The organism is Cupriavidus pauculus, assembly GCF_008693385.1.
Lineage (GTDB): Bacteria > Pseudomonadota > Gammaproteobacteria > Burkholderiales > Burkholderiaceae > Cupriavidus > Cupriavidus pauculus_D.
In genome coordinates this window covers 2,637,896-2,659,701 of the sequence record NZ_CP044067.1, presented here as the reverse complement: position 1 = coordinate 2,659,701, position 21,806 = coordinate 2,637,896, and the positions used below count along the sequence as shown (strand labels likewise).

Below are 21,806 nucleotides of genomic sequence, written 5' to 3'. Positions count from 1 at the left end.
GGGCGCGACCGTGTCGCACCAGCGCTTTGCACGTTGAGGGGAGCCCCTGTCAGGGGCAGTGGCTTGCAGGCGCCGGCCGGGGCCGGCCGCCTCGGGTCAGATCGCTCCCGCGACGCGCAGCGCCGCAATCTGCGCCGGCGATCGGCCCAGCCATTCGAGGATCTCGTCGGTATGTTCGCCCAGCAGCGGCGAGCGCTCGACCTCGACCGGCGAGTCGGACAGCGTGATCGGCGAGCCCAGCTGCACGTACTTGCCGCGCGCCGGGTGGTCCAGCTCCACCAGATAACCGCGCTCGTACATCGTCCGGTCCTCGATCAGGTCCTTCATCGACAGGATCGGGCCGCACGGCACGTCCACCCCGTTGAGCGCGTTCATCACCTCGAACTTGGTGCGGCCCAGCGTCCATTCCTCGATGATGCCGAAGCACGTGGGGAGCTTCTTGAGGCGGACTTCGGGCGTGGCGAATTCCGGATCGGTGATCAGTTCCTCGCGGCCGCACAGACGCATCAGCGGTTCCCAGCCCTGCGGCTGGATGATGACGTAGACGTAGTCGTTGGGACCGCCCGGCGCGCAGCGCAGCGCGGCACCCGGCTGGCCGCCACCCGATGCGTTGCCCGCGCGCGGCACGTGGTCGTCGAACTGGTCGTTGGGGTACTCGCGCAGCGGGCCGGCATCCAGACGCTGCTGGTCGCGCAGCTTCACGCGGCAGAGGTTCAGCACGGCGTCCTGCATGGCCACTTCCACGCGCTGGCCGCGGCCCGAATGCTCGCGCTGCAGCAGCGCGGCGAGGATGCCCACCACGCAGTGCACGCCCGTGCCCGAGTCGCCGATCTGCGCACCGGTCACCGTCGGCATTCCGGTGGCCTCGCCTGTCGTCGATGCCGCGCCGCCCATGCACTGGGCCACGTTCTCGTAGGCCTTGCAGTCTTGATACGGGCCGGGGCCGAAACCCTTGATCGACGCGTAGATCATGCGCGGATTCAGGTCCTGGATCTGGTCCCAGCCGAAGCCGGCGCGGGCCAGCACGCCCGGGCCGAAATTCTCGATGAGCACGTCGCTTTTCTGGATCAGGTCCTCGAGCAGCGCCTTGCCTTCCGGCGTCTTCATATTGAGCGTCAGGCTGCGCTTGTTGCTGTTCAGCATCGTGAAGTACAGGCTGTCGGCGTTGGGCACGTCACGCAGCTGGCTGCGCGTGATGTCGCCCCGCCCGGGCATTTCGACCTTGATCACGTCGGCGCCCATCCACGCCATCAGCTGCGTCGCCGAAGGTCCGGCTTGCACGTGCGTCATGTCCAGGATGCGAATGCCGTCCAGGGCCTTGCGTTGCTCCATGATGCGTCTCCTGATTTGTGTTTCGCTCTTTCGACATACAGTATGTGGTATATCACGAAGATGCAAGAGGGTTTAAACCCCAATCAGGCAAGTTTCGATATTGCGACGCAGCAATCAGGATTCGGCCAAAAAAAATGCCCCAGCGCCGGGCCGGCGCTGGGGCATCGCGATGACGGAGCGGGTCGTCAGTCCAGGAAGTCGCAGTGCTTCTCGACGTAATCGGCGAGGTCCAGCGAATGCTGGCGCACGAGCCGTTCGGCCAGTTCCGTGTCGCGCTTTTCCAGTGCCTCGATGATCCGCAGATGGTCGACGATCGAACGCGCGGCGCGATCGCTCTGGGAAATGGTCATTTTTCGGATCGCGCGCACATGGACGAAGATGTTCTTGATCTGGTCCATGATGACCTGCGACTTCGACAGCTGCACGATCGCCTGATGGAAGACGATGTTGGCGTCCGAGTACTCCTCGATATGCTCGGCCGGTGTCGAGTCCCGGAAGCTGTCGAACATGTGGCGCAGCTTGCCGATCTCCTCGTCCGTGGCGTTCTGCGTGGCCAGACGCGCGGCCATGCTTTCCAGCGCGGCCCAGACCTGAATCATTTCGACGATCTCGCGCTTGGTCTTGCGCATGATGTAGATGCCGCGGCGCGGCACCGTGCGCAGGAAGCCTTCCTGCTCGAGCAGCGTCATGGCCTCGCGAATCGGGGTGCGGCTCACGCCCAGCGCTTCGCTGAGCACGCGCTCGTCGAGGCGCACCTCCTCTCGCGACTGGTAGATATCGGCATCGGCGATGGCCTGGCGCAGCATCGCGTAGGCCTGGTCGCGCAGGCTGGCGCCCGCATTGATCGGCTGCAGCGCCAGTGTGAGACCGCCTGGCGGCTGGGTGACGTCCTGAACTTCTGTTTGGCTTTGGGCAGACATGAATGCACTCGTAGATGGCCGGCGCGCGGTCCCCGGCAGACTTCACACGCAACGATAGATGGCAGTTTGGCATGCCGTCATGCGTTTCGCTCATGAATTCTGCCTCCGGGGACGCGCGGGTGGCGATCAGATATCGCCACCGGCCTTTCGTATATGGTATATCACATCACTGCCACTGCAAGGTTATGCCGCGCGCGCCACCTTCGCGTCGTTCGGCGCCGACGCGGGCGCCAGCGCGGTCTGCGCCATGCGATCGCGCTGCTTGACCAGGCCCAGCACCGCGTCGATCATCGGCGTCGGCTGCCCGAGCATGCGGCCCATCTCCTGCACCACCGTCAGCAGCGGATCGATCTCCATCGCGCGCCCCGCCTCCAGATCCTGCAGCATCGACGTCTTGTGCGCGCCCACCGCACCCGCGCCATCGATCCGCCGCTCCACGTCCACGCGGAAATGGACGCCGAAGCGCTCGGCAATGTCCTTGGCCTCGAGCATCATCTGCTTCGACAGCGCGCGGGTGGCGGGATCGGACGTGATGATGTCCAGCGTGCCGTGGGTCAGCGCGCTGATCGGGTTGAAGCACAGGTTGCCCCAGAGCTTGAGCCAGATCTCGTCGCGGATGTTGTCGCGAACCGGTGCGTCGAGGTCCGCGGCAACCATCAGCTCGGCCAGCGCCGTCACGCGCGTGGACCGGCTGCCATCGGGCTCCCCGATCGGGAATTTCTTGCCATAGACGTGCCGGATCACACCGGGCGCCTCGATCTCGGCGGCGGGATAGAGCACGCAGCCGATCGCGCGCTCGGGGCCGAAGCCCTTCCACTGCTTCGCGCCCGGGTCCACGCTCTCCAGCGTCGAGCCCGCGAATTCGCCGCCGTGCTTGTAGAAGTACCAGTAGGGAATGCCGTTGACGCCCGTGACGATGGCGGTCTGGGGACCGATCAGCGGCTGCATCAGGTCCACCACGCCCGGCACCTGGTGGGCCTTGAGCGTGATGAACACGTAGTCCTGCGGGCCCAGTTCGCGTGGATCGCTCGTGCAGCGGACGCGGGCCACGCGTTCCTGCCCCTCGATCAGCAACCGCACGCCGTTGGCCTGCATGGCGGCCAGATGCGGGCCGCGCGCGATAAAACTGACGTCGGCACCCGCCAGCGCGAGCTGGGCGCCCAGATACCCGCCGATGGCACCGGCGCCATAGATACAGATCTTCATGCGTCGTCTCCTCAGTGCTATAGATTATGTAAAAGCTGTTTTGATATATCACATACTATATTCCACACCAGCACAGGACAACCTCAATTTGCGGGACGACCGCAATCTTTCCCGCCTCCGCGCGGCGTTCACGTGCACTGTCAGACATCCTCCTGTTCTCAGATAGCGCCTGCTGCACTACCATCGAAGTGTCGTCCGCTGTGCCCAGCCCGTTCCCCGTGCCCCACCCGCCAAGGAGTTCGCATGGATTCGCTGATGGACCTCGCCCGTGACCCGTCGGCATGGGCCGCGCTGGCCACGCTGATCGCGATGGAAGTCGTGCTTGGGATCGACAACCTCATCTTCATCTCCATCCTCACGAACAAGCTGCCCGAGGAAACGCGCGAGAAGGCGCGGCGGATCGGTATCGGCCTGGCGCTGATCCTGCGCCTCGGCCTGCTGGCGACGATCGCCATCATCGTGTCGCTGACCGAGCCCGTGTTCACGATCTTCGGCAAGGGCATCTCGTGGCGGGATCTGATCCTCATTGCCGGCGGCGCGTTCCTCGTCTGGAAAGCGACGCGGGAGATCCACCAGCACGTGGCACACGACGACGACCATGGCGAAGGCGGCGAGCCAGGCGACGACGCCGCGGCGGCCCGCGCCGTGCCCGGCTTTGCGGCCGCGATCGGGCAGATCCTGATCCTCGACATCGTGTTCTCGATCGACAGCATCATCACGGCCGTGGGTATGACCGACCATGTGCCCATCATGTTCGTCGCGGTGATCGTGGCCGTGACGGTCATGCTGTTCGCGGCAGGGCCGCTGGCCAACTTCATCAACCGCAACCCGACCATCGTCATGCTGGCGCTGGCCTTCCTGATCATGATCGGCATGACGCTGATCGCGGACGGGCTCGGCCACCACGTGCCGAAGGGGTATATCTATACGGCCATGGCCTTCTCCGTGGCAGTGGAGGCGCTGAACATGCTGGCGCGGCGCAGGAAGAAGAAGCACTAGGCCCGGGCGGCAACAGCCGCGGGCGAACGGGTATCATCTCCGGTTGCTGTCACGCATAACCCCACTCCATGCTTCCTACCGATCTTTCCGGTCCCGACGGCAGCCAGGCTTCGCTGCCGCGGTCCGAACGGGCCTATCAGCAGCTGCGGGCCGCCATCCAGTCCGGGCAACTGTCGCCGGGCACGCGCCTGCGCGAGGTCGAGCTCGCCGAGTCGCTCGGCCTGTCGCGCACCCCCGTGCGCGAGGCGCTGTCGCGGCTCGAGTCCGAGGGCCTCGTCGTCAACGAACCCAATCGCGGCATGATGGTGACGCAGCTCGACGCCAGCATGGTCAGCGAGCTGTACGTGATGCGCGAAGTGCTGGAGGCCACCGCGGCCGCGCTGGCCGCGCGCCATGCGACCGACGTCGAGATCTCGCTGCTGCGCGATATCGTCGAACGAGACCTGCTCCTCGCCGAAGATCCCGAACGGCTCGTCGCGAACAACCGCCTGTTCCACGAGACACTGCACCGCTGCGCGCATAACCGTTACCTGCTCAAGACCCTGCGCACGCTGCACGAGTCGATGGCGTTGCTGGGCCGCTCGACCCTCGCCGTGCCGGGCCGCGCGCGCGGTTCGTACGAGGAACACATGGCCCTCGTGGAAGCGCTCGAAGCACGGAATCCCACGCAAGCCGAGCAAATCGCACGGCGGCATATCCAGCAGGCCTACAAGGTGCGCCTGTCGCTGTGGGTCGAGGAACAATCGCGCTGATTCGCGCCGATCGCGCACGCGCGCGTGCCGGGCGTTTAGTCGGGCATTTGGTCGGGCGTTTGGTCGGGCATTTGCACACATTGTTCAACATTGAAGAAAAGTGTGTTCCGTCCTCACGCTTTTCTGACGCGTCAGACCTTGCTATCGTGCGTATTGGGGTCGGGGCTCTTCTCTCCTTCCGACTCCGCGTCACCTCCGTGGCGGTTTTTTCATTGGTGTCAGCGCGCGTGGTCAGACTGTTCGTCCGCACGCCCGGTTGATACAAGGCGCGGCGCTTGCCGCGCCTACTTTTCTACCCGAGACGAGGAGACCGCCATGCAAGGCAAGACCGTCAGGATTCCCGGGCCGGACCATCCCATCGATATCAAGCCGCTCGATGGCCGCGTGATCGTGACAGCGGGCGGCCAGGTGGTTGCCGACAGCCGGCACGCGCTCGTACTGAAAGAATCCACCTACCCGGCCGTCTACTACATTCCGCGAGAAGACGCGGACATGTCGCAGCTGACCCGCACGACGCACAGCACGCACTGCCCCTACAAGGGCGATGCCGCGTACTACAGCATTCCCGGCGCCGGCGATCGCGGCGCCAATGCGGTATGGACGTACGAAACCCCGCATGACGCGGTGGTGTCCATCGCCGGCCATCTCGCGTTCTACCCCGATCGCGTCGACAGCATCGAAGTCAGCGCCTGAGCGCGCGCTCCACAACAAAGACACGACACATGGCATTGCAGACCCAAGGCGTGCCCGCCGGGCACCGTTCGCCGTTGTATAGCCGTTATCTCGCGGTACGCCAGCGTACGCTCGCATTGGTCGAGCCCCTCAACGCGGAGGACATGGCCATCCAGTCCATGCCCGACGCGAGTCCCGCCAAATGGCACCTGGGCCATACGACGTGGTTCTTCGAGACGTTCCTGCTGACGCCGCATCTGCCGGGCTACAAGGTCTATGACGCCAGTTACGGCTATCTCTTCAATTCGTACTACGAAGCCATCGGCGAACGTCAGCCGCGCCCGTTTCGCGGGCTGCTGAGCCGGCCGACCGTCGATGAGGTGATGGCTTACCGCGCGCATGTCGACGCGCAGATGCTCGCGCTGCTCGAGACGCGCGCGCCCGACGCGCTCGCATCGCTGATGGATCTGGGCCTCGCGCACGAGGAACAGCACCAGGAACTGCTGCTGATGGACATCCTCCATCTGTTCGCGCAGTCCCCGCTCAAGCCCGCGTACGACACGCGCTGGCCCCGCCCGCGTGCCGCCGGCCGCGCGCGCTATGCGCGCATGGAGGGCGGACTCGTCGAGATCGGCGACGACTCCGACGGCTTCTGCTTCGACAACGAGCGGCCGCGCCACAAGATCTACGTGGCCCCGTTCGAGATCGCGGACCGGCTCGTGACCAATGGCGAATGGCTGCGCTTTATCAACGATGGCGGCTACACGCGCCCCGAGCTGTGGCTTGCCGATGGCTGGGCACGCGTAAAGTCGGGCGAGCTCGATGCCCCGCTGTACTGGCAGCATTCCGAGCATGGCTGGCAGGAGATGACTCTCGGCGGCCTGCGTTCGATCGACTGGGACGCCCCCGTCGTGCACGTGAGCTACTACGAGGCGAACGCCTATGCGCGCTGGGCCGGTGCGCGCCTGCCGTCGGAAGCCGAGTGGGAGATCAGCACGCGCGCCGGGGTGCTGACCCAGGTCGATGATGTGGCATGGCAGTGGACGCAGACCGCGTACGGCCCCTATCCGGGCTTCCACGCGTCGATGGATGCGATTGGCGAGTACAACGGCAAGTTCATGGTGAGCCAGCTCGTGCTGCGCGGCGGCGCGAGCGTGACGCCGCCGGACCACGCACGGGCAACGTACCGCAATTTCTTCTATCCGCATATGCGCTGGATGTTCGCGGGCGTGCGTCTGGCGCGCGATCCGGGCACGCAGCCGCCGGGGCGGCATCCCAGCCATGACGAGCATGACGACTTCACGCGCGACGTGCGCGTGGGCCTGTCGGGTCATCCCAAGGCGATGTCGCCAAAGTACTTCTACGATGCGACCGGCTCCGATCTGTTCGAGGCGATCTGCCGCACGCCCGAGTACTACCCCACGCGTACGGAATCCGCGCTGCTGGCGCGTATCGCCGGCGATGTGGTCGCCACCTTTGCCAAGGGCACCGCGCTGATCGAATTCGGCAGCGGCGCCAGCGAGAAGACGAATCTGCTGCTCGCGGCCAGCGATCGCATCGATGCGTATGTGCCCGTGGATATCAGCGGCGACGCGCTGGCGGGCGCGGTATCGCGGCTTGCGCAACGCTATCCGGCGTTGCACGTCCACGCGCTGGAGGCCGATTTCACGCAGCCGTTCGCGCTGCCGGAGGCCACGCGGGGCCGTCCGCGCGTCGGGTTCTTCCCGGGCTCGACCATTGGCAATTTCACGCACGACGAGGCCACGCAGTTCCTGCGCAATGCGCGCGAGATGCTCGGCGCCGATGCCCGCATGATCGTCGGTGCGGACATGGTCAAGGATCTGCCGACGCTGCTGCGCGCCTACGACGATGCGGAAGGCGTGACGGCGCGGTTCAACAAGAATCTGCTCGTGCGCATCAACCGCGAGCTCGATGGGAATTTCGATCCGGACACGTTCGACCACCTCGCCATCTGGAACGACGCGCACCAGCGTATCGAGATGCATCTGGTCAGCCGCGTCGACCAGATCGTGCACGCCGCGGGGCAGTCGTTCACGTTCCGGCGCGGCGAGCGGCTGCATACCGAGAACTCGCACAAATTCACGGTGGAGTCGCTCTCGGCGCTTGCCGTCGATGCGGGCTGGCAGGTGACGCGCCACTGGATCAGCGACGCGCCCGCGTTCGGCGTGTTCGAGCTTGCCGCGCGCTAGCCGAGCATGCGCACCAGCGTCTTCAGCAACGGCGCGAAGTCCGGCGCGCCGTCGTAGCGAGTGCCGTTGAGGAACAGCGACGGCGTGCCATTCACGCCGCTTCGCACGCCCCCCTTGAAGTCGGCTTCGATCTTCGCCACGAATTCCTTGTCGCCGTCGAACGCGCGCTGGACCAGCACGTCGGGCACACCGAGCTCGCGCGCGTAGCGCACCAGATCGTCGTCCTCGAGGGCGCCCTGGCTTTCGAAGAGCCGGTCGTGCATCGGCCAGAACTTGCCCGCGTGCGCAGCCGCCTCGCTGACCATCGCCGCCGCACCCGCATGCGGGTGCATATCGACGAGCGGAAAATGGCGATAGACCACGGCGAGCCGATCGCCGAGTTCGCGCTGCAGCTGCTGGATGATCGGATACATGCGCCCGCAGAACGGACACTCGAAGTCGCCGTACTCGACGAGCACCAGCGGTGCGTCCGCGTTGCCCTGCAGATGATCGGCCGGGCCGACCGGAATGGTGAGGTGGCTCATTGAGGCTCCTTGCCCTGCAGACGGCCCAGCGCATCGAGAATGCCATCGACGCCAGGGTTGATGGCGATGGGCGACACATAGCTCCAGCGAATCACGCCGTCGCCATCGATGACGAACAGCGCGCGTTCCGAGGTGCCATCCGTTTCGCGATAGACGCCGTAGGCGCGCGCCACGGCGCCCTTCGGTTCGAAGTCCGCGAGCAGCGGGAAATGCAGCTTCCTTTGTTCGGCAAACGCCGTATGGCTCCAGACGCTATCGACGGAAATCCCCAACAGGACGGCGCCAAAGGCCTCCATCTCGTGCCGCGTGGCGTTGAGGAGCGTCATTTCGTCGCCGCAGACCGGACTCCAGTCCGCGGGATAGAACGCCAGGACCACGGGCCGGCCGCGCAATTCGCGCAGCGCGATGCTCTGGTCCGGTGTCGCGTGAAGACTGAAGTCGGGCGCGATGGTCCCCGCCTTCAGGTACTCGGCAGCTGATGCCATGGATCTTCCTCGTTAGGGGCAGGGCAAGCCCATTCTTCTCCCTTTTCCCGCACCGAGGATTCAGATTGCCGCCCGTCTTTCCAGTTCGAACGGTTCTCCATCAACTTATTTATCAACGCTGATGAATAATCTATCGAAACATGTCATTGGAACTTGTAAATGCCCCGCCCTATGATCTGCTCATACCAAGCGGAATACGGATAGGGGCTTCCTTTGACAACCTGGGCAATTGGCATCGATATCGGCGGCACGTTCACGGACGTGGTCGCCCTGGACTACGACGAGGGGGCGCTGCATAGCCTCAAGGTCCTGACCACACACGGGGATCCGGCCCAGGGCGTGGCCGACGGCGTGCAGCAGCTGATGCAGGCATGCGATATCCGTCCCGGCAGCGTCGCCCGCGTGGTCCACGCCACCACGCTCTTCACCAATGCGCTGATCGAGCGGCGCGGCAGCACCACGGGTCTGCTGACGACGCGCGGCTTTCGCGATGTGCTCGAGATCGGGCACGAGCGCAAGTACGACCTCTACGACATCCATATCGAACCGGCGCCCGCGCTCGTACCGCGCAACCTGCGCGCCGAAATCGGCGGCCGCGTCGATGGCCATGGCCGCGTGCTCGAGGCGCCCGATGCGGAAGACGTGCGCAAGGCCGTCGCCGGCCTCGTCGAACAGGGCGTCGAATCGATCGCCGTCTGCCTGCTGCATGCGTACGCGTTTGTCGGCCACGAGCAGCAGGTGCGGGCATGGATCGCGCAGGACTTTCCGCATCTCCACGTCACGCTGTCCTCCGACGTGGCGCCCGTCATTCGCGAGTTCGAGCGCAACTCGACCACGGTGGCCAACGCCTATATCAAGCCGCTGGCCAAGCGGTATCTGGACGCGCTGGAGAGCCGCCTTACCGCGCTCGGGCTGCCGAAGGGCGTGCTGCTGATGCTGTCCAACGGCGGCCTGTCCCATATCGAGGAAGCCAAGCGCAATCCGATCGAACTGCTCGAATCGGGCCCCGCGGCCGGTGCCATCTCCGCGGCGCACTACAGCCATCGCGACGACCAGCCCAACCTCATGGCGTTCGACATGGGCGGTACCACCGCCAAGCTCTGCCTCGTCGAGCACGGCAAGCCCTATATCGCGTTCGGCTTCGAGGCGGCGCGCCGCAAGCGCTTCGCCGAAGGTAGCGGCCTGCCGATTCGCATCACCACCATCGACCTCATCGAGATCGGCGCGGGCGGCGGCAGCATCGCCCATTGCGACGAACTCGGCCTGATGAAGGTGGGCCCGCATAGCGCGGGTTCGGAACCCGGACCGGCATGCTATGGGCTGGGCGGACAGGATCCGACCGTCACCGATGCCAACCTCGTGCTCGGCTACCTCAATCCCGACTACTTCGCGGGCGGCACCATGAAGGTCGATCGCGACAAGGCGCACGGGGCACTGTCGCGCATCGCCAGCGAGATGGGCGGCCAGACGCAAATCGGCGCGCTCGACGTCGCATGGGGCATGCACGACATCGTGGCCGAGAACATGGCCGGCGCCGCGCGCGTCCACGCCGCGGAACGCGGTCGCGATCCGCGCGACTTCGTGCTGCTGTGCACGGGCGGCGGGGGGCCGCTCCACGCGTACTACGTCGCGCAGAAGATCGGCGTGAACACGATCATCTGCCCGCCGGCCGCCGGCGTCGCCTCGGCGTATGGCCTGCTGGTCGCGCCCGCGCGGGCCGACCGTTCGCGCACGGCAACGTTCCGTCCGTCCACGGGGCAACTCGCCGAACTGGAAGACGCGTTCCGCCACCTCGAGGCGCAGGTCCGCGATTCGCTGGCCTCCGTCGATGCGACGTTCGGCCCCATCAGGCTGTCGCGCCATGCCGATGGCCGCTTCGTCGGGCAGGGTTTCACGCTGTCCGTCGAACTGCCGGAAGGGCCCTACCTTGCCGACACGGCCGGCGAAGGCGCGATGCGCGAGGCGCTCACCGCCGCGTTCGAGTCCGCCTATCGCGAGAAATTCGGCCGCACACCGCCCAATGTCCCGATCGAACTCGTCAACCTGCGCGTCACCGGCGAAGCGCCGCCGCGCATGGCGTTCGCGCCGAAGCCGCTCGACACCGGCGATCGTGCCACGCCGTCCGGCGAGCGCGAGGTGTATTTCCGCGAGGCGCATGGCTACGTGTCCACACCCGTGTTCCATCGCTCGGCGCTGCGTGTGGGCTTCTCCGCCCAGGGGCCTCTGCTCGTCGAGGACACGGGCTCGACGCTCGTAGTCGGCCCCAAGGGCCATGTCGAACAACTTGCCAGCGGCAACCTGGTCATCACCATCAAGGAGCAGTGAGCCATGGCCATTGCAAATGCAGCGACATCGGCGGCATCGGTCGATCCGATCTTTCTCGAAGTATTTTGGACGCGCGTGCGCTCGGTCGTCAACGAAGCCGCGAAGCTGATCGTGCGCACATCGTTCTCCACACTGTCCACCGAAGCCAACGACTTCGCCGTGGTGGTGACGGATTCAGCCGGCCGCGCGCTGGCCGAGAACAGCGGCAGCATTCCGTCGTTCATCGGCACCCTGCCCCGCACCGTGCAGGCGGCCCTCGCCAGGATCGGTGCGGCCAATATGCAGCCCGGCGATATCTACATCACCAACAATCCGTGGATCGGCACCGGCCACCTGAACGACGTCTGCCTGGTCAAGCCGCTGTTCCACGACGGATCGCTGATCGGCTTCGCGGCCACGGCGGGCCACGTGCCCGATATCGGCGGCAAGATCCGATCGGTCGATGCGCGCGAGCTGTTCGAAGAAGGCTTCCATATTCCGCTGATGCCGCTGCTGCGCGCGAATCGGGCGGACGAAACGCTGCTGTCGCTGATCCGCACCAACGTGCGGACGCCCGAGCAGACGGTCGGCGATATCTGGGCACAGGTGGGCGCGGTCGAACTCATCGCCACACGGCTCACCGCCATCCTGCGCGAGTACGCGCTGCCCGGTATCGATGACCTCGCCCAGGCGTTGTTCACGCGGAGCGAAGACGCGATGCGCCGCGCCATCGCGAAGCTGCCCGAAGGCAGCTATGCCTACGACATGGAAACGGACGGCTTCGGCGAGCGCTTTCGCTTCGCGGTCACGGTCCGCGTGCGCGGCGGCGAGATCGAATGCGATTTCGCGGGAACGTCGCCGCAGCAGCCGCGCGGCATCAACTGCGTACTGTCCTATACGAACGCGATGTCCGTGTATGCGATCAAGTGCCTGCTGTTGCCCGACCTGCCCAACAACGATGGGCTGTTCCGTCCGATCAAGGTCACCGCGCCGGAAGGCACGATCCTGAACCCGCGCTCGCCGGCTCCCGTGGGCGGCCGCGCGTGCACGGGGCACTATGTGCCGACGGCGATCTTCGGCGCCATGCATCGCGTGCTGCCCGATGCAGTGATGGCGGGCGTCGGTTCGCCGCTGTGGATCGCCAACCTCAGCGGCACCACGGCGGAAGGCAAGCCGTTTGCCACGGTGCTGTTCTACAACGGCGGCCTGGGTGGCACGGCGAAAAAGGACGGCGCGTCGGTGATGTCATGGCCGAGCAATATCTCGCCGACGCCGATCGAGGTCGCGGAGCGCGATGCGCCGCTGCACTTCCGGTACAAGCGGCTGCGCGAAGGATCGGGCGGTGCCGGGCAGTATCGCGGCGGCCTTGGCGAAGAGATCTGTTTCGTCAGCGAACATCCGACGCCGCTCTCCATCGTCTTCCTCACGGAACGCCTGCACGTGCCCGCACCGGGACTCGGGGGCGCGGAGGCCGGCGCGTGTGGCGAGGTGCTGATCAACGGCGAGGCCATCAATGCGCGCATTCCGCATACGCTGAACCCCGGCGACGAAGTCATTCTGCGCACGCCGGGCGGCGGCGGTTTCGGTCCCGCCTCGGCCCGGGACCCGGAACTCGGCCGGCGCGACCGCCTGCACGGCTACGTGGCCTGAGCCATGCGCGAGGCGTCTCTATACAGGGTCGATCGCGGCGGCTACCACGCCCTCGGGCAGCGTCTGCCCGTGGATCGTCTGCAGCAGCACGCGCAGCAGCCGCTGCGCGGTCGGCGACAGCGATCGCAGCCGGCGCGTGATCAGGCAGACCTCGCGCTTCAGCACCGGCGATTCGAGTTCGCGGAAGGCCAGCGTCTCGAATCCCGCGACCTTGCCTGCGAGCGCGGGCACGATCGAGAAGCCGCCGCCTTCCGTCAGCACGGCCAGCAGGGACGTCGAACTCGAGATCTCGAACTGGCAGTTGTCGAAACCTGGCCATGCCGGACCCTGCGTCCTGAGGATCGTGCCGATGCCGGTGTCCTGCGTGAAGGCCACGAAGCCTTCGCTCGGGAGGTCGGTCCATTTGAGCGGGCCCTTGCCCTTCGCGAGCGGATTGTCGGGGCGGCAGACGATGCCGAACGTATCGCTCAGCAGCGGCACGTAGTCGAGTTCGTCGAAGCCCTTGTAGCGGCTGGCGATGGCGAAGTCCAGTTCGCCGTCCACCACCAGTTGCTCGACCTGCTGCGCGCCCGCATCGCGGAGCGTGAACGACACGGCCGGGTACTCCTCGCGGAACGCCACGATCGACTGCACGAGGAACTGATAGATGGCCGATGCCGCGGCGGCGATGCGCACATGGCCCTTCTGGCTCTGCGCGATGGCCTCGAGGTCGGAGATCGCCGCGTCGAACTCTCGCAGGATCTTGTCCGCTTCCGCCTTGAACCGCACCGCCTCGGGCGTCATCGCCACGCGGCGCGTGTTGCGGTCGAACAGCTTGAGGCCGACGGCCTCCTCGAACTGCTGGATGGTGGCGGTGAGCGCGGACTGGGTCACGAACAGCCGGGTCGCGGCCGTCGTGAAGGAACCCGACTCCGCGACCTCGACGAAGCAGCGCAGATGACGAAGCGAAATGGTGCGATTCATGCCTCGAAAAATATATCTGCAAAAACGAATAGTCAACAAAAACTAATAATTTGTACCGAATAGCCGGCCCACATAAACTTTTCGCACCCGGCCTGTTTTTTCCGACCTGCCCACCCCGCACACCATGCCGAACCTTGCTGCCCGAATCCGCCGCATCAAACCCTCTCCGAGCTCCATGGCAGGCCAGCGCGCGCGCGAACTGCGCGAGACGGGCCGCGACATCGTCGGCCTGACCAGCGGCGAGCCGGACTTCGATACGCCCGCCAACGTGACCGAAGCGGTCATCCGCGCGATGGCCGCGTCCAAGACCAAGTACACCGACGTCGGCGGCACGCCGGACCTCAAGCTCGCCATCCGCGACAAGTTCCTGCGCGACAACGGCCTCGACTACAAGCCGTCCGAACTGATCGTGGGCACGGGCGCCAAGCAGATCATCTTCAATGCGCTGATGTGCACAGTGGAAGCCGGCGACGAAGTCATCGTGCCGTCGCCCTACTGGGTGTCGTATCCCGACATCGTGCTGCTGGCCGGCGGTACGCCGGTCATCGTGCCCTGCCCCGCAGGATGCGGATTCAAGCTGCAGCCCGAAGACCTCGACCGCGCGATAACGCCGCGCACGAAGTGGGTCATCCTGAACGCGCCGAACAATCCCAGCGGCGCGATCTACACGCGTGAAGAAATGCGCGCACTGGCCGACGTGCTGATGCGCCATCCGCATGTGTGGGTACTGTCGGACGACATCTACGAACACCTGATCTTCGATGGGCGCGAGTTCTGCACGCCCGCGCAGGTCGAGCCCGCGCTGAAGAACCGCACGCTGACGCTCAATGGCGTGTCGAAGGCGTACGCGATGACGGGCTGGCGGATCGGGTATGCCGGCGCGCCGGCCGGTCTCGTCAAGGCGATGGTCAAGCTGCAGTCGCAGAGCACGTCGAATCCGTCCTCCATCAGCCAGGCGGCCGCCATGGAAGCGCTCAACGGACCGCAGGACTTCATGGCGCCGCGCCGGGCGATCTTTCAGGAACGGCGCGACAAGGTCGTGGGCTGGCTCAACGACATCCCCGGCATCCGCTGCCACCGGCCCGAAGGCGCGTTCTATGCGTTTCCGTCGTGTGCCGCGCTGCTGGGCAAGAAGACGCCCGACGGCAAGGTGCTCGAGACCGACGAGGATTTCATCCTGTATCTGCTGGACGCGGTGAACGTTGCCGTCCTGCATGGGGCCGCCTATGGCGTCTCGCCGTTTTTCCGTATTTCGTATGCGACCTCGATCGAGGTGCTCGACGAAGGCTGCCAGCGCCTGAGACGGGCATGCGAAATGCTCGTCTGAACCAATACGATATGAAGCGGCCCTCGATGGCCGCCTGCTCGCTCCAGCGCACGCTCCTGTGTTTAACCCCCACTTTGACCGCCCACGGTCATCCTCCCATGGAGAGCAAGCAATGCATGGAATTTCCCTGCCGGGCCTCTTGGCCGCGACCGCAGTGACGCTCGCAGCGGGCATCGTCGCGCCGGCACATGCCGCGGACGAAGCCACCGACTTTCCGTCCAGGCCGATCCGCATCGTCGTGCCGTATCCGGCGGGCGGCTCCGTCGATCTGCTCGCGCGGGCGCTCGGGGAGCGGGTCGGCGCGAAGTTCGGCCAGCCCGTCGTCGTCGAAAGCCGGCCCGGTGCGGGCAGCAATATCGGCGCCGCGTTCGTGGCGAAGGCGCCGGCGGACGGCTATACCCTGCTGCTGGGCACGTCGGCCGCGCTGGCCGTCAATGTAAGCCTGTACAAGAACCTGTCGTATTCGCCGCTGAAGGACTTTCGCCCGGTGATGCTGGCCACGCGCCTGCCGAGCCTCGTGGTCGTCAACTCGAGCAGTCCGGTGAAGTCGATGAAGGAACTGACGCCCTATCTCTCGAGCCAGGGCGCGCAGGCCTCCTATGCGTCCGCGGGCAACGGCACGCCCGCGCATCTGGGCGGCGAACTCTTCAAGAAGCTGGCCAATCTGCCCAAGCTGGTGCACGTGCCCTACAAGGGCGGCGCCCCCGCGCTGGCCGACCTGCTCGGCAACCAGACGACGATGATGATCGCCATCGCGCCCGAGGCCTTGCCCATGGTGAAGGACGGCAAGCTGCGCGCGCTGGCCGTGACCACGAGCAATCGCCTCGCGCAGTTCCCCGATCTGCCGACCGTGGCCGAGTCGGGCGTGCCGAACTACGAGCTCGTGGCCTGGTACGGCCTCGTTGCCCCGGCCGGCACACCGGCCCCGATCGTCGCGAAGCTGAACACGGCGTTCAATGAAGCGCTCGAAGACCCGAAGGTCCGCACCCGCCTGACCGATATGGGCTTCGACCTCGTAGGCGGTCCGCCGTCGGTGCTGGAGAACCAGATGCGCAGCGAGGCAGTCAAGTGGGCAAAGGTCATCAAGGAGGCGCAGATCGAGATGGATTGAAGGGGGCGGCCTGTGGGACTGTGGGCCTGTGGGCCTGTGGGCCTGTGGGCCTGTGGGCCTGTGGCCCTGAGGGCCCGACGCCCCTTCACGCAAGCGCGGCCGCCGGCCCGCGCCTGCGGAGCGTGCTGCGCGCGACCAGCGCGCATACCGCGAACGTTCCGGCGAGGACGCCGAGGGACGACGAGGTGTGGCCGTGCGTGGTGAATCCGGTCGCGAAGGCGATGGCGGCCAGTTCCAGTCTGCGGCCGAGGTTGTGGTTGCGTGTCATGGTCTTGTCCGCGAATCGCCTGCGTGATCGTTGCCGGTTTATATCTGCGGGGTTCTCAGTATTCGGTCACCGGCGCGTGGACCGGTGCGATCGATGCGTGCGGGGTCTGCGTGCGCTGGGCGGCCTTGTGGACCATCGTGTAGGCGTAGTCGATGCCCATGCCGTAGGCGCCCGAGTGTTCCTTGGCCAGGCCCGTCACGGCGTCGTACGTTTCCTTGTTCTTCCAGTCGCGCTGCCACTCGAGCAGCACCTGCTGCCACGTCACGGGCACCACGCCGGCCTGGATCATGCGCTGCATCGCGTAGTCGTGCGCTTCCTTGGTCGTGCCGCCCGAGGCGTCGGCCACCATGTAGATCTCGTAGTCGCCTTCGAGCATCGCGCTCAGCGCGAACGTGGTGTTGCAGACTTCGGTCCACAGACCGGCCACGACGATCTTCCTGCGGCCGTTGGCGGCCAGCGCGTCACGCACCTTCTGGTCGTCCCACGAGTTCATCGAGGTGCGCTCCAGCGTTTCCTTGCCGGGGAACACGTCGAGCAGTTCGGGGTAGGTGTAGCCGGAGAACGAATCGGACTCGACCGTGGTGATGGTGGTCGGCACGTCGAAGATCTTTGCTGCCTTGGCCAGGCCCACGACATTGTTCTTCATGGTCTGGCGGTCCATCGACTGCACGCCGAAGGCCATCTGGGGCTGATGGTCGATGAAGATCAGCTGGCTGTTGCGCGGGGTCAGGACTTGCAGCTTGGCGTTCGACATGGTTTCTCTCCGGAAAAGGTAATTCAATAAGTTTGAGGTTGTTGTTGGGCGGCCCTGGCTTCGCTTTGCTCGGCTGCTTTGCCGTCTCTGCGTTGCCGCGCTGTCCATGGGTTGAACTATAGCGGTCGCCTTCCCGGAGAAAGTCGGCTATCGCTGTCATAGTTATTCAAAATAATTGAATATAGGTCACATTGTCGAAATGTGACCCGCAAAAAGCAAAACCGGCCCGCCGCTCACACGAGAGGTGTGGCGGCGGGCCGGTTCAATGGGGTGCGGCACCTTGCGATGCCGCGTACTACCTGGTCGCTGGACAGCGACCCGATCCAACTAGCTTGCTGCGATCAGCCGTTTGCGTAGACAACCTTGGCCTTGCGGGCTTCGGCTTGCAGGCGGGTGAAGACGTTCTGCACAGCGGCGATGACGCGCTTGACGTCGTTGGCGAAGCCGAGGCTTTGCGAGCCCAGTTCGCGCTCGATCAGTTCGCGCTCGAGTTGGTCGGTGATCTTGATATCGGAGTTCGTGTTCATGGCGTTCTTCCTTCCTAGGGATAACCCTTATGGGGTTTTCCCGAATTGTAGCAAAAGGATTGGCGCAATGCAGCATTAGGTAATAGTACGTAGTGCTTGGCAGCAACAACGGCCGCAAAAAGGGCCGGATGAGAGACTTTTTGACGCCACTTTGGCCGATTTTGTACGCAGAACCGCACGTAGGCACCATCGCGGGTGTGGACTTGCATCGCAACACGCCTATCGACATGCGGTTGCCCCATTCGGGTTCCGACAACATCTCGTCCATTCCGGACAACCGGTTCAAGACAGCCGCCGTCCGGCGCGTCAGCACGTATGCTGGCACCTATGAAACTTGTCTTGCGTAGAACCCTGTGGACCGGTCTGGCGCTCGTTGCGCTCGCAGGGGCCGGTGCAGTGACCCGGTTGGACCTGTGGCATGTGCCGGATCCGATCCCTTCGGCGGTTGGGGCACCTGCCGATGTCTCCTTTGGCCCCAGCGGCCAGGATCAGACCGATGCACTGCAATCGGCACTCGATACCCTGCAGTCGGGCCAGCGGCTGGTGCTCGCGCCGGGCACCTATACGGTCAGCCGCGTGCTGACCGTGAGCCGGGAGCAGGTCGTCGTGTCCGGCTACGGGGCGACCTTCGTCGCGACCAATCCGGATCAGCAGGCCATTGTCATGAACGGACGAAACTCGACGCTCGTGGGGCTGACGCTGCGCGGCGTCGGCACGCAGCGGCTGGAGTCGGCGACATCGGCGAAAGTGGTCGTCGACGGCGAAGGCATTCAGGTGCTCGACGTCACGATCCAGGGTGGCGCCAGCGCCGGCATCTTCGTGTCGCGGGGCCGAAGCATCGCGCTGATCGGGGACAAGGTCAGCGGGACGCTGGCCGACGGCATTCACATCACGGGCGGGTCGCAGGACGTGCTCGTGCAGGACTCCTCCGTGACGGCCACCGGCGACGACATGGTGGGGATCGTCAGCTATCAGCGCGATGGCGAGCAGACGCGGAACATCTACGTGACCGGCAACTATCTGGCCGGCAACGCGTGGGGACGCGGCGTCGCGGTGGTCGGCAGCGCGGACGTGACCGTCGTCGGCAACTGGGTGGAGGGCGTGCAGAAGGCCGCGGCCATCATGGTGGCGCAGGAGGATGGCTATCGGACGATGGATGCCTCCAACGTGCTGATTGCCAGCAACTCGATTGCCGACGACCAGAACGCGACGCAACCCGGGAACAACCGCATGGCGACCGGGCACGCAGCCATCGACATCAATACGGACAGCGGCAGCGTGTCGCGGCTGCAGATCATGGGCAACCAGATCATCCGCACGCGGTTCGACGGCTTTCGGGTACAGGGCAATATCTGCGGGGTCGGCATTACCGGCAACCGTTTCGGCGCCATCGGCGGGACGCCGATCGCGCTGCTCTACCGCAACTGTACGGCCGAGCAATTCAACTGCGGCGGGAATACGCTCGATGGCGCGGGTATGTCCGGGCCGTCAGGGTGTTCCGGCGGGGGATCGGTTCAGGTTGCCGGGGCCGACGCGAGCCGGTTACCCCAGGTGCGGTCTTCCTATCGACGTCCCCAATAGCGCCGTTCCCCCAATAGCGCCGCCCCCCCCAATAACGCCGCCTTATCTGACGCGCGGCGTTTCCGCGACCAGCTGCCGCAGGTACTTGCCGTAGTGGCTCTTGCCGAGCGGCGTGGCAAGGCGCTCGACCTGTTCGTCGTCGATCCAGCGCCGCCGGAATGCAATCTCCTCGGGACACGCGACCATCAGGCCCTGGCGCTTCTGCAACGTGGCGACCATCTGCGCGGCATCGATCAGCGAGTCGTGCGTGCCCGTATCGAACCACGCGTAGCCACGGCCCATGATGTCGACGTTCAGCTTGCCCGCCGCAAGGTAGCGCGAGTTCACCTCGGTGATCTCGAGCTCCCCGCGCGCCGAGGGGCGAATGTCCGCGGCGATGTCGCACACCGCGTTGTCATAGAAGTAGAGCCCCGTCACCGCGTAGCTGGACCGCGGCGTGGCGGGCTTCTCCTCGATGGACAACGCGCGAAAGTCCTCGTCAAACTCCACCACGCCGTAGCGTTCGGGATCGTGTACGTGATACGCGAACACGGTGGCACCCTCCTCGCGCCGGCCGGAACGGGTCAGCATGCGGGCGAGATCGTGGCCGTAGTAGATGTTGTCGCCGAGGATCAGCGCCGACGGGTCGCGGCCGACGAAGTCGCGGCCGATGATGAATGCCTGCGCGAGGCCGTCCGGCGAAGGCTGCTCCGCGTAGTGGAGGTTCATGCCCCACTGCCTCCCGTCGCCAAGCAGCGAGGCAAAGCGCGGCGTGTCCTGCGGCGTGGAGATGATCAGCACGTCGCGAATGCCGGCCACCATCAGCGTGGTGAGCGGGTAGTAGATCATCGGCTTGTCGTACACGGGCAGCAGCTGTTTGGAGATGCATTGCGTGACCGGGTACAGCCGCGTGCCGGAACCGCCGGCGAGAATGATGCCCTTGCGTGTCATACCTGCATCTCCTTCACAGTTGGGGATTCATGCGTGCGTGGTGCGGGCGCGCCGCCGTTCGTCGCGCGCCGGTAGCAGAGGCAGAACGCGATGGCGCCCGCCAGTTCGGTAAGGATCACGGAGATCACCGTGCCCTCGGCCCCCAGGTACAGTACGAAGGGCACCACGTAGATCAGATGCAGCAGCGTGACCGCGGCATAGATGTTCCGGACCGTGCGATGGTGACCCAGCGCCATCAGCCCCAGATTGCCGTAGATGAACGCCACGCTCGTCAGCGGCAGCAGCACGGCCTCCAGCCGCAGCAGCAGAATTGCGTCATGGAACGGCTCGCCCAGCCACATGCGAATGCCCATGCCCGCGAACACCTCCACGAACACGAACATCGAGCAGGAGCATGCGAAGACCACCACCATCGCACGGCGCATCAGCGCGCGCGCGGCCGCGGGGTTGGTCACGTTGTACTGGCTGATGCGCGGATAGAACGCGGTGCCCAGCACCGTGAAAATGGTCTGGCCCGCGATGCGGATCTTGTCCGCCATCGAGAACTGGCCCACCGCGACCGGTCCGTGAAAGTGGTTGAGCAGGATCGCGTTGAAGTTCACGTAGAAGCTGACGAGCACCAGCGACAGGAACATCGGAAAGCCGTCACGCAACGATGCCGTGACCGCCGTCCACGGGACCCTGACCAGCGACGCCATCCGCCCGCGCACGACGCCCCACAGCGCCGCGGCGGCAAGCATCGCGGTGCCCACGCTGATACCGAGCGCGGCCAGCGCCGCGTCGCCGGGCGACTTGACCCACAACATCACGCAGCCGAGGCTTGCTGCCTTGGAGACGAAGTTGGGCAATACCAGCGTCTTCATCCTCTCCAGCCCCTGATAGAGCCAGATAGGCGTGACCGCATTGGCGACGACGCCGACGAATGCCGCGGCGAGAATGGTCCAGTGCTCGCGGAGATCGGGCAGGCCGAGCAGTGCGCCGCCCATCAGCACTGCCGCGCCGAGCAACAGCAGCAGCTTGGCCAGCATCGTCGCGGAGAACACTTCGGCGACGGCCGCCGGGTCGTCGCGCCTGAGCGACACCACGCGCGTCGCGGAGAGGTTGTGGCCGTAGTCGGTCAGAAGAATCAGGTATTGCGCCAGCGCCTGGCAGTAGGCCAGCACGCCGAACTCGCGCACGCCCAGCTTGTGGCCCAGAAACGGCAGCAGGACGAGCGGAAACAGGTAGTTGCTGCCCTGGATCAACAACAGGTACGACGCGGTCGAACGTATGGATGGCGGCATGGGCACGG

20 protein-coding genes and 1 pseudogene are annotated in these 21,806 nt (G+C 65.5%); 10 read left to right on the top strand and 11 right to left on the bottom strand.

Annotation, left to right across the window (positions count from 1 at the left end; genetic code table 11):
* Window positions 1–96: 96 nt before the first annotated feature.
* The 3 genes from frc to FOB72_RS30115 all read right to left on the bottom strand — a co-directional run bounded on the left by frc (window position 97) and on the right by FOB72_RS30115 (window position 3,458).
* Window positions 97–1,332 carry a formyl-CoA transferase gene (gene frc / locus FOB72_RS30125; protein WP_150376892.1) on the bottom strand — a complete coding sequence of 412 codons (1,236 nt, stop codon included), beginning with the start codon at window positions 1,330–1,332 and terminating at the stop codon, window positions 97–99.
* Window positions 1,333–1,517: 185 nt separating this feature from the next.
* Entirely contained in the window at window positions 1,518–2,252 is a 735-nt protein-coding gene (locus FOB72_RS30120; protein WP_150376891.1) for a GntR family transcriptional regulator, read from the bottom strand.
* Window positions 2,253–2,435: 183 nt separating this feature from the next.
* Window positions 2,436–3,458, bottom strand: coding sequence for a 2-dehydropantoate 2-reductase (locus tag FOB72_RS30115; RefSeq protein ID WP_150376890.1), 1,023 nt, complete (start codon window positions 3,456–3,458; stop codon window positions 2,436–2,438).
* 243 nt (window positions 3,459–3,701) lie between these two features.
* Here FOB72_RS30115 and FOB72_RS30110 point away from each other — a divergent pair, with 243 nt between their 5' ends.
* The 5 genes and pseudogenes from FOB72_RS30110 (at window position 3,702) to egtD (ending at window position 8,091) form a co-directional block, all read left to right on the top strand.
* Complete coding sequence (locus tag FOB72_RS30110) at window positions 3,702–4,457, top strand: TerC family protein (RefSeq protein ID WP_150376889.1); 756 nt, start codon at window positions 3,702–3,704, stop codon at window positions 4,455–4,457.
* A 68-nt stretch (window positions 4,458–4,525) separates the two neighbouring features.
* Window positions 4,526–5,209 (top strand): GntR family transcriptional regulator, encoded by a 684-nt coding sequence (locus FOB72_RS30105; RefSeq protein ID WP_150376888.1) that lies wholly within the window; start codon window positions 4,526–4,528, stop codon window positions 5,207–5,209.
* A gap of 315 nt (window positions 5,210–5,524) precedes the next feature.
* A complete protein-coding gene (locus tag FOB72_RS30100; RefSeq protein WP_150376887.1) occupies window positions 5,525–5,902 on the top strand; it encodes a DUF427 domain-containing protein in 378 nt (125 codons plus the stop codon).
* Window positions 5,903–5,931: 29 nt separating this feature from the next.
* A pseudogene (gene egtB, locus FOB72_RS33020) lies at window positions 5,932–7,125 on the top strand (ergothioneine biosynthesis protein EgtB); the annotation flags it as partial.
* Window positions 7,099–8,091 carry an L-histidine N(alpha)-methyltransferase gene (egtD, locus tag FOB72_RS33015; protein ID WP_411859888.1) on the top strand — a complete coding sequence of 331 codons (993 nt, stop codon included), beginning with the start codon at window positions 7,099–7,101 and terminating at the stop codon, window positions 8,089–8,091. The pseudogene egtB and the gene egtD, both read left to right, overlap by 27 nt.
* Here the strand turns inward: egtD and FOB72_RS30090 are convergent.
* Window positions 8,088–8,615: a DsbA family protein gene (locus FOB72_RS30090; RefSeq protein WP_150376885.1), complete on the bottom strand. Its 528-nt coding sequence runs from the start codon at window positions 8,613–8,615 to the stop codon at window positions 8,088–8,090. The two genes, egtD and FOB72_RS30090, sit on opposite strands and share 4 nt — an antisense overlap.
* Window positions 8,612–9,100: a redoxin domain-containing protein gene (locus FOB72_RS30085; RefSeq protein WP_150376884.1), complete on the bottom strand. Its 489-nt coding sequence runs from the start codon at window positions 9,098–9,100 to the stop codon at window positions 8,612–8,614. The genes FOB72_RS30090 and FOB72_RS30085 overlap by 4 nt, the downstream gene beginning before the upstream one ends.
* A 213-nt stretch (window positions 9,101–9,313) precedes the next feature.
* Between FOB72_RS30085 and FOB72_RS30080 the strand changes: the two genes are divergently transcribed.
* Window positions 9,314–11,425, top strand: coding sequence for a hydantoinase/oxoprolinase family protein (locus FOB72_RS30080; RefSeq protein WP_150376883.1), 2,112 nt, complete (start codon window positions 9,314–9,316; stop codon window positions 11,423–11,425).
* 3 nt (window positions 11,426–11,428) lie between these two features.
* Entirely contained in the window at window positions 11,429–13,054 is a 1,626-nt protein-coding gene (locus FOB72_RS30075) for a hydantoinase B/oxoprolinase family protein (RefSeq protein ID WP_150376882.1), read from the top strand.
* A gap of 18 nt (window positions 13,055–13,072) precedes the next feature.
* Here the strand turns inward: FOB72_RS30075 and FOB72_RS30070 are convergent, their stop codons facing one another.
* The gene (locus tag FOB72_RS30070; protein WP_150376881.1) at window positions 13,073–14,017 is read right to left on the bottom strand and encodes a LysR family transcriptional regulator; all 945 of its coding nucleotides are present in this window, start codon (window positions 14,015–14,017) and stop codon (window positions 13,073–13,075) included.
* Between the two features lie 124 nt (window positions 14,018–14,141).
* On the opposite strand from FOB72_RS30070, the gene FOB72_RS30065 reads away from it, so the two are divergent.
* Together FOB72_RS30065 and FOB72_RS30060 are read left to right on the top strand one after the other, a co-directional pair.
* Window positions 14,142–15,344: a pyridoxal phosphate-dependent aminotransferase gene (locus tag FOB72_RS30065; RefSeq protein ID WP_150376880.1), complete on the top strand. Its 1,203-nt coding sequence runs from the start codon at window positions 14,142–14,144 to the stop codon at window positions 15,342–15,344.
* Between the two features lie 112 nt (window positions 15,345–15,456).
* Window positions 15,457–16,455: a Bug family tripartite tricarboxylate transporter substrate binding protein gene (locus FOB72_RS30060; protein WP_150376879.1), complete on the top strand. Its 999-nt coding sequence runs from the start codon at window positions 15,457–15,459 to the stop codon at window positions 16,453–16,455.
* Window positions 16,456–16,540: 85 nt separating this feature from the next.
* Here FOB72_RS30060 and FOB72_RS30055 read toward each other — a convergent pair whose 3' ends face one another.
* The 3 genes from FOB72_RS30055 to FOB72_RS30045 form a co-directional block, all read right to left on the bottom strand.
* Entirely contained in the window at window positions 16,541–16,723 is a 183-nt protein-coding gene (locus FOB72_RS30055; RefSeq protein ID WP_150376878.1) for a hypothetical protein, read from the bottom strand.
* Window positions 16,724–16,778: 55 nt separating this feature from the next.
* Window positions 16,779–17,477, bottom strand: a complete 699-nt coding sequence (locus FOB72_RS30050; RefSeq protein ID WP_150374063.1) for a hydrolase — start codon at window positions 17,475–17,477, stop codon at window positions 16,779–16,781.
* Window positions 17,478–17,818: 341 nt separating this feature from the next.
* Window positions 17,819–18,004 carry a hypothetical protein gene (locus FOB72_RS30045; RefSeq protein WP_150376877.1) on the bottom strand — a complete coding sequence of 62 codons (186 nt, stop codon included), beginning with the start codon at window positions 18,002–18,004 and terminating at the stop codon, window positions 17,819–17,821.
* A gap of 339 nt (window positions 18,005–18,343) precedes the next feature.
* Here FOB72_RS30045 and FOB72_RS30040 point away from each other — a divergent pair, with 339 nt between their 5' ends.
* The gene (locus FOB72_RS30040) at window positions 18,344–19,585 is read left to right on the top strand and encodes a right-handed parallel beta-helix repeat-containing protein (RefSeq protein ID WP_223851644.1); all 1,242 of its coding nucleotides are present in this window, start codon (window positions 18,344–18,346) and stop codon (window positions 19,583–19,585) included.
* A gap of 42 nt (window positions 19,586–19,627) precedes the next feature.
* Here FOB72_RS30040 and rfbA read toward each other — a convergent pair whose 3' ends face one another.
* Together rfbA and FOB72_RS30030 are read right to left on the bottom strand one after the other, a co-directional pair.
* The gene (gene rfbA / locus FOB72_RS30035) at window positions 19,628–20,515 is read right to left on the bottom strand and encodes a glucose-1-phosphate thymidylyltransferase RfbA (protein ID WP_150376875.1); all 888 of its coding nucleotides are present in this window, start codon (window positions 20,513–20,515) and stop codon (window positions 19,628–19,630) included.
* Window positions 20,512–21,798 carry an oligosaccharide flippase family protein gene (locus FOB72_RS30030; protein WP_150376874.1) on the bottom strand — a complete coding sequence of 429 codons (1,287 nt, stop codon included), beginning with the start codon at window positions 21,796–21,798 and terminating at the stop codon, window positions 20,512–20,514. Before FOB72_RS30030 ends, rfbA begins: the two co-directional genes overlap by 4 nt.
* Between the last annotated feature and the right edge of the window lie 8 nt (window positions 21,799–21,806).

What these genes read in the sequence shown, in the direction of transcription:
- FOB72_RS30120 (WP_150376891.1), bottom strand. Translation starts at nt 2,252, where the DNA reads ATGTCTGCCCAAAGCCAAACAGAAGTTCAGGACGTCACCCAGCCGCCA.
- egtD (WP_411859888.1), top strand. Translation starts at nt 7,099, where the DNA reads ATGTTCGCGGGCGTGCGTCTGGCGCGCGATCCGGGCACGCAGCCGCCG.
- FOB72_RS30030 (WP_150376874.1), bottom strand. Translation starts at nt 21,798, where the DNA reads ATGCCGCCATCCATACGTTCGACCGCGTCGTACCTGTTGTTGATCCAG.
- FOB72_RS30045 (WP_150376877.1), bottom strand. Translation starts at nt 18,004, where the DNA reads ATGAACACGAACTCCGATATCAAGATCACCGACCAACTCGAGCGCGAA.
- FOB72_RS30100 (WP_150376887.1), top strand. Translation starts at nt 5,525, where the DNA reads ATGCAAGGCAAGACCGTCAGGATTCCCGGGCCGGACCATCCCATCGAT.
- FOB72_RS30070 (WP_150376881.1), bottom strand. Translation starts at nt 14,017, where the DNA reads ATGAATCGCACCATTTCGCTTCGTCATCTGCGCTGCTTCGTCGAGGTC.
- rfbA (WP_150376875.1), bottom strand. Translation starts at nt 20,515, where the DNA reads ATGACACGCAAGGGCATCATTCTCGCCGGCGGTTCCGGCACGCGGCTG.
- FOB72_RS30075 (WP_150376882.1), top strand. Translation starts at nt 11,429, where the DNA reads ATGGCCATTGCAAATGCAGCGACATCGGCGGCATCGGTCGATCCGATC.
- FOB72_RS30065 (WP_150376880.1), top strand. Translation starts at nt 14,142, where the DNA reads ATGCCGAACCTTGCTGCCCGAATCCGCCGCATCAAACCCTCTCCGAGC.
- FOB72_RS30115 (WP_150376890.1), bottom strand. Translation starts at nt 3,458, where the DNA reads ATGAAGATCTGTATCTATGGCGCCGGTGCCATCGGCGGGTATCTGGGC.
- FOB72_RS30105 (WP_150376888.1), top strand. Translation starts at nt 4,526, where the DNA reads ATGCTTCCTACCGATCTTTCCGGTCCCGACGGCAGCCAGGCTTCGCTG.
- FOB72_RS30055 (WP_150376878.1), bottom strand. Translation starts at nt 16,723, where the DNA reads ATGACACGCAACCACAACCTCGGCCGCAGACTGGAACTGGCCGCCATC.
- FOB72_RS30090 (WP_150376885.1), bottom strand. Translation starts at nt 8,615, where the DNA reads ATGAGCCACCTCACCATTCCGGTCGGCCCGGCCGATCATCTGCAGGGC.
- FOB72_RS30050 (WP_150374063.1), bottom strand. Translation starts at nt 17,477, where the DNA reads ATGTCGAACGCCAAGCTGCAAGTCCTGACCCCGCGCAACAGCCAGCTG.
- frc (WP_150376892.1), bottom strand. Translation starts at nt 1,332, where the DNA reads ATGGAGCAACGCAAGGCCCTGGACGGCATTCGCATCCTGGACATGACG.
- FOB72_RS30060 (WP_150376879.1), top strand. Translation starts at nt 15,457, where the DNA reads ATGCATGGAATTTCCCTGCCGGGCCTCTTGGCCGCGACCGCAGTGACG.
- FOB72_RS30085 (WP_150376884.1), bottom strand. Translation starts at nt 9,100, where the DNA reads ATGGCATCAGCTGCCGAGTACCTGAAGGCGGGGACCATCGCGCCCGAC.
- FOB72_RS30110 (WP_150376889.1), top strand. Translation starts at nt 3,702, where the DNA reads ATGGATTCGCTGATGGACCTCGCCCGTGACCCGTCGGCATGGGCCGCG.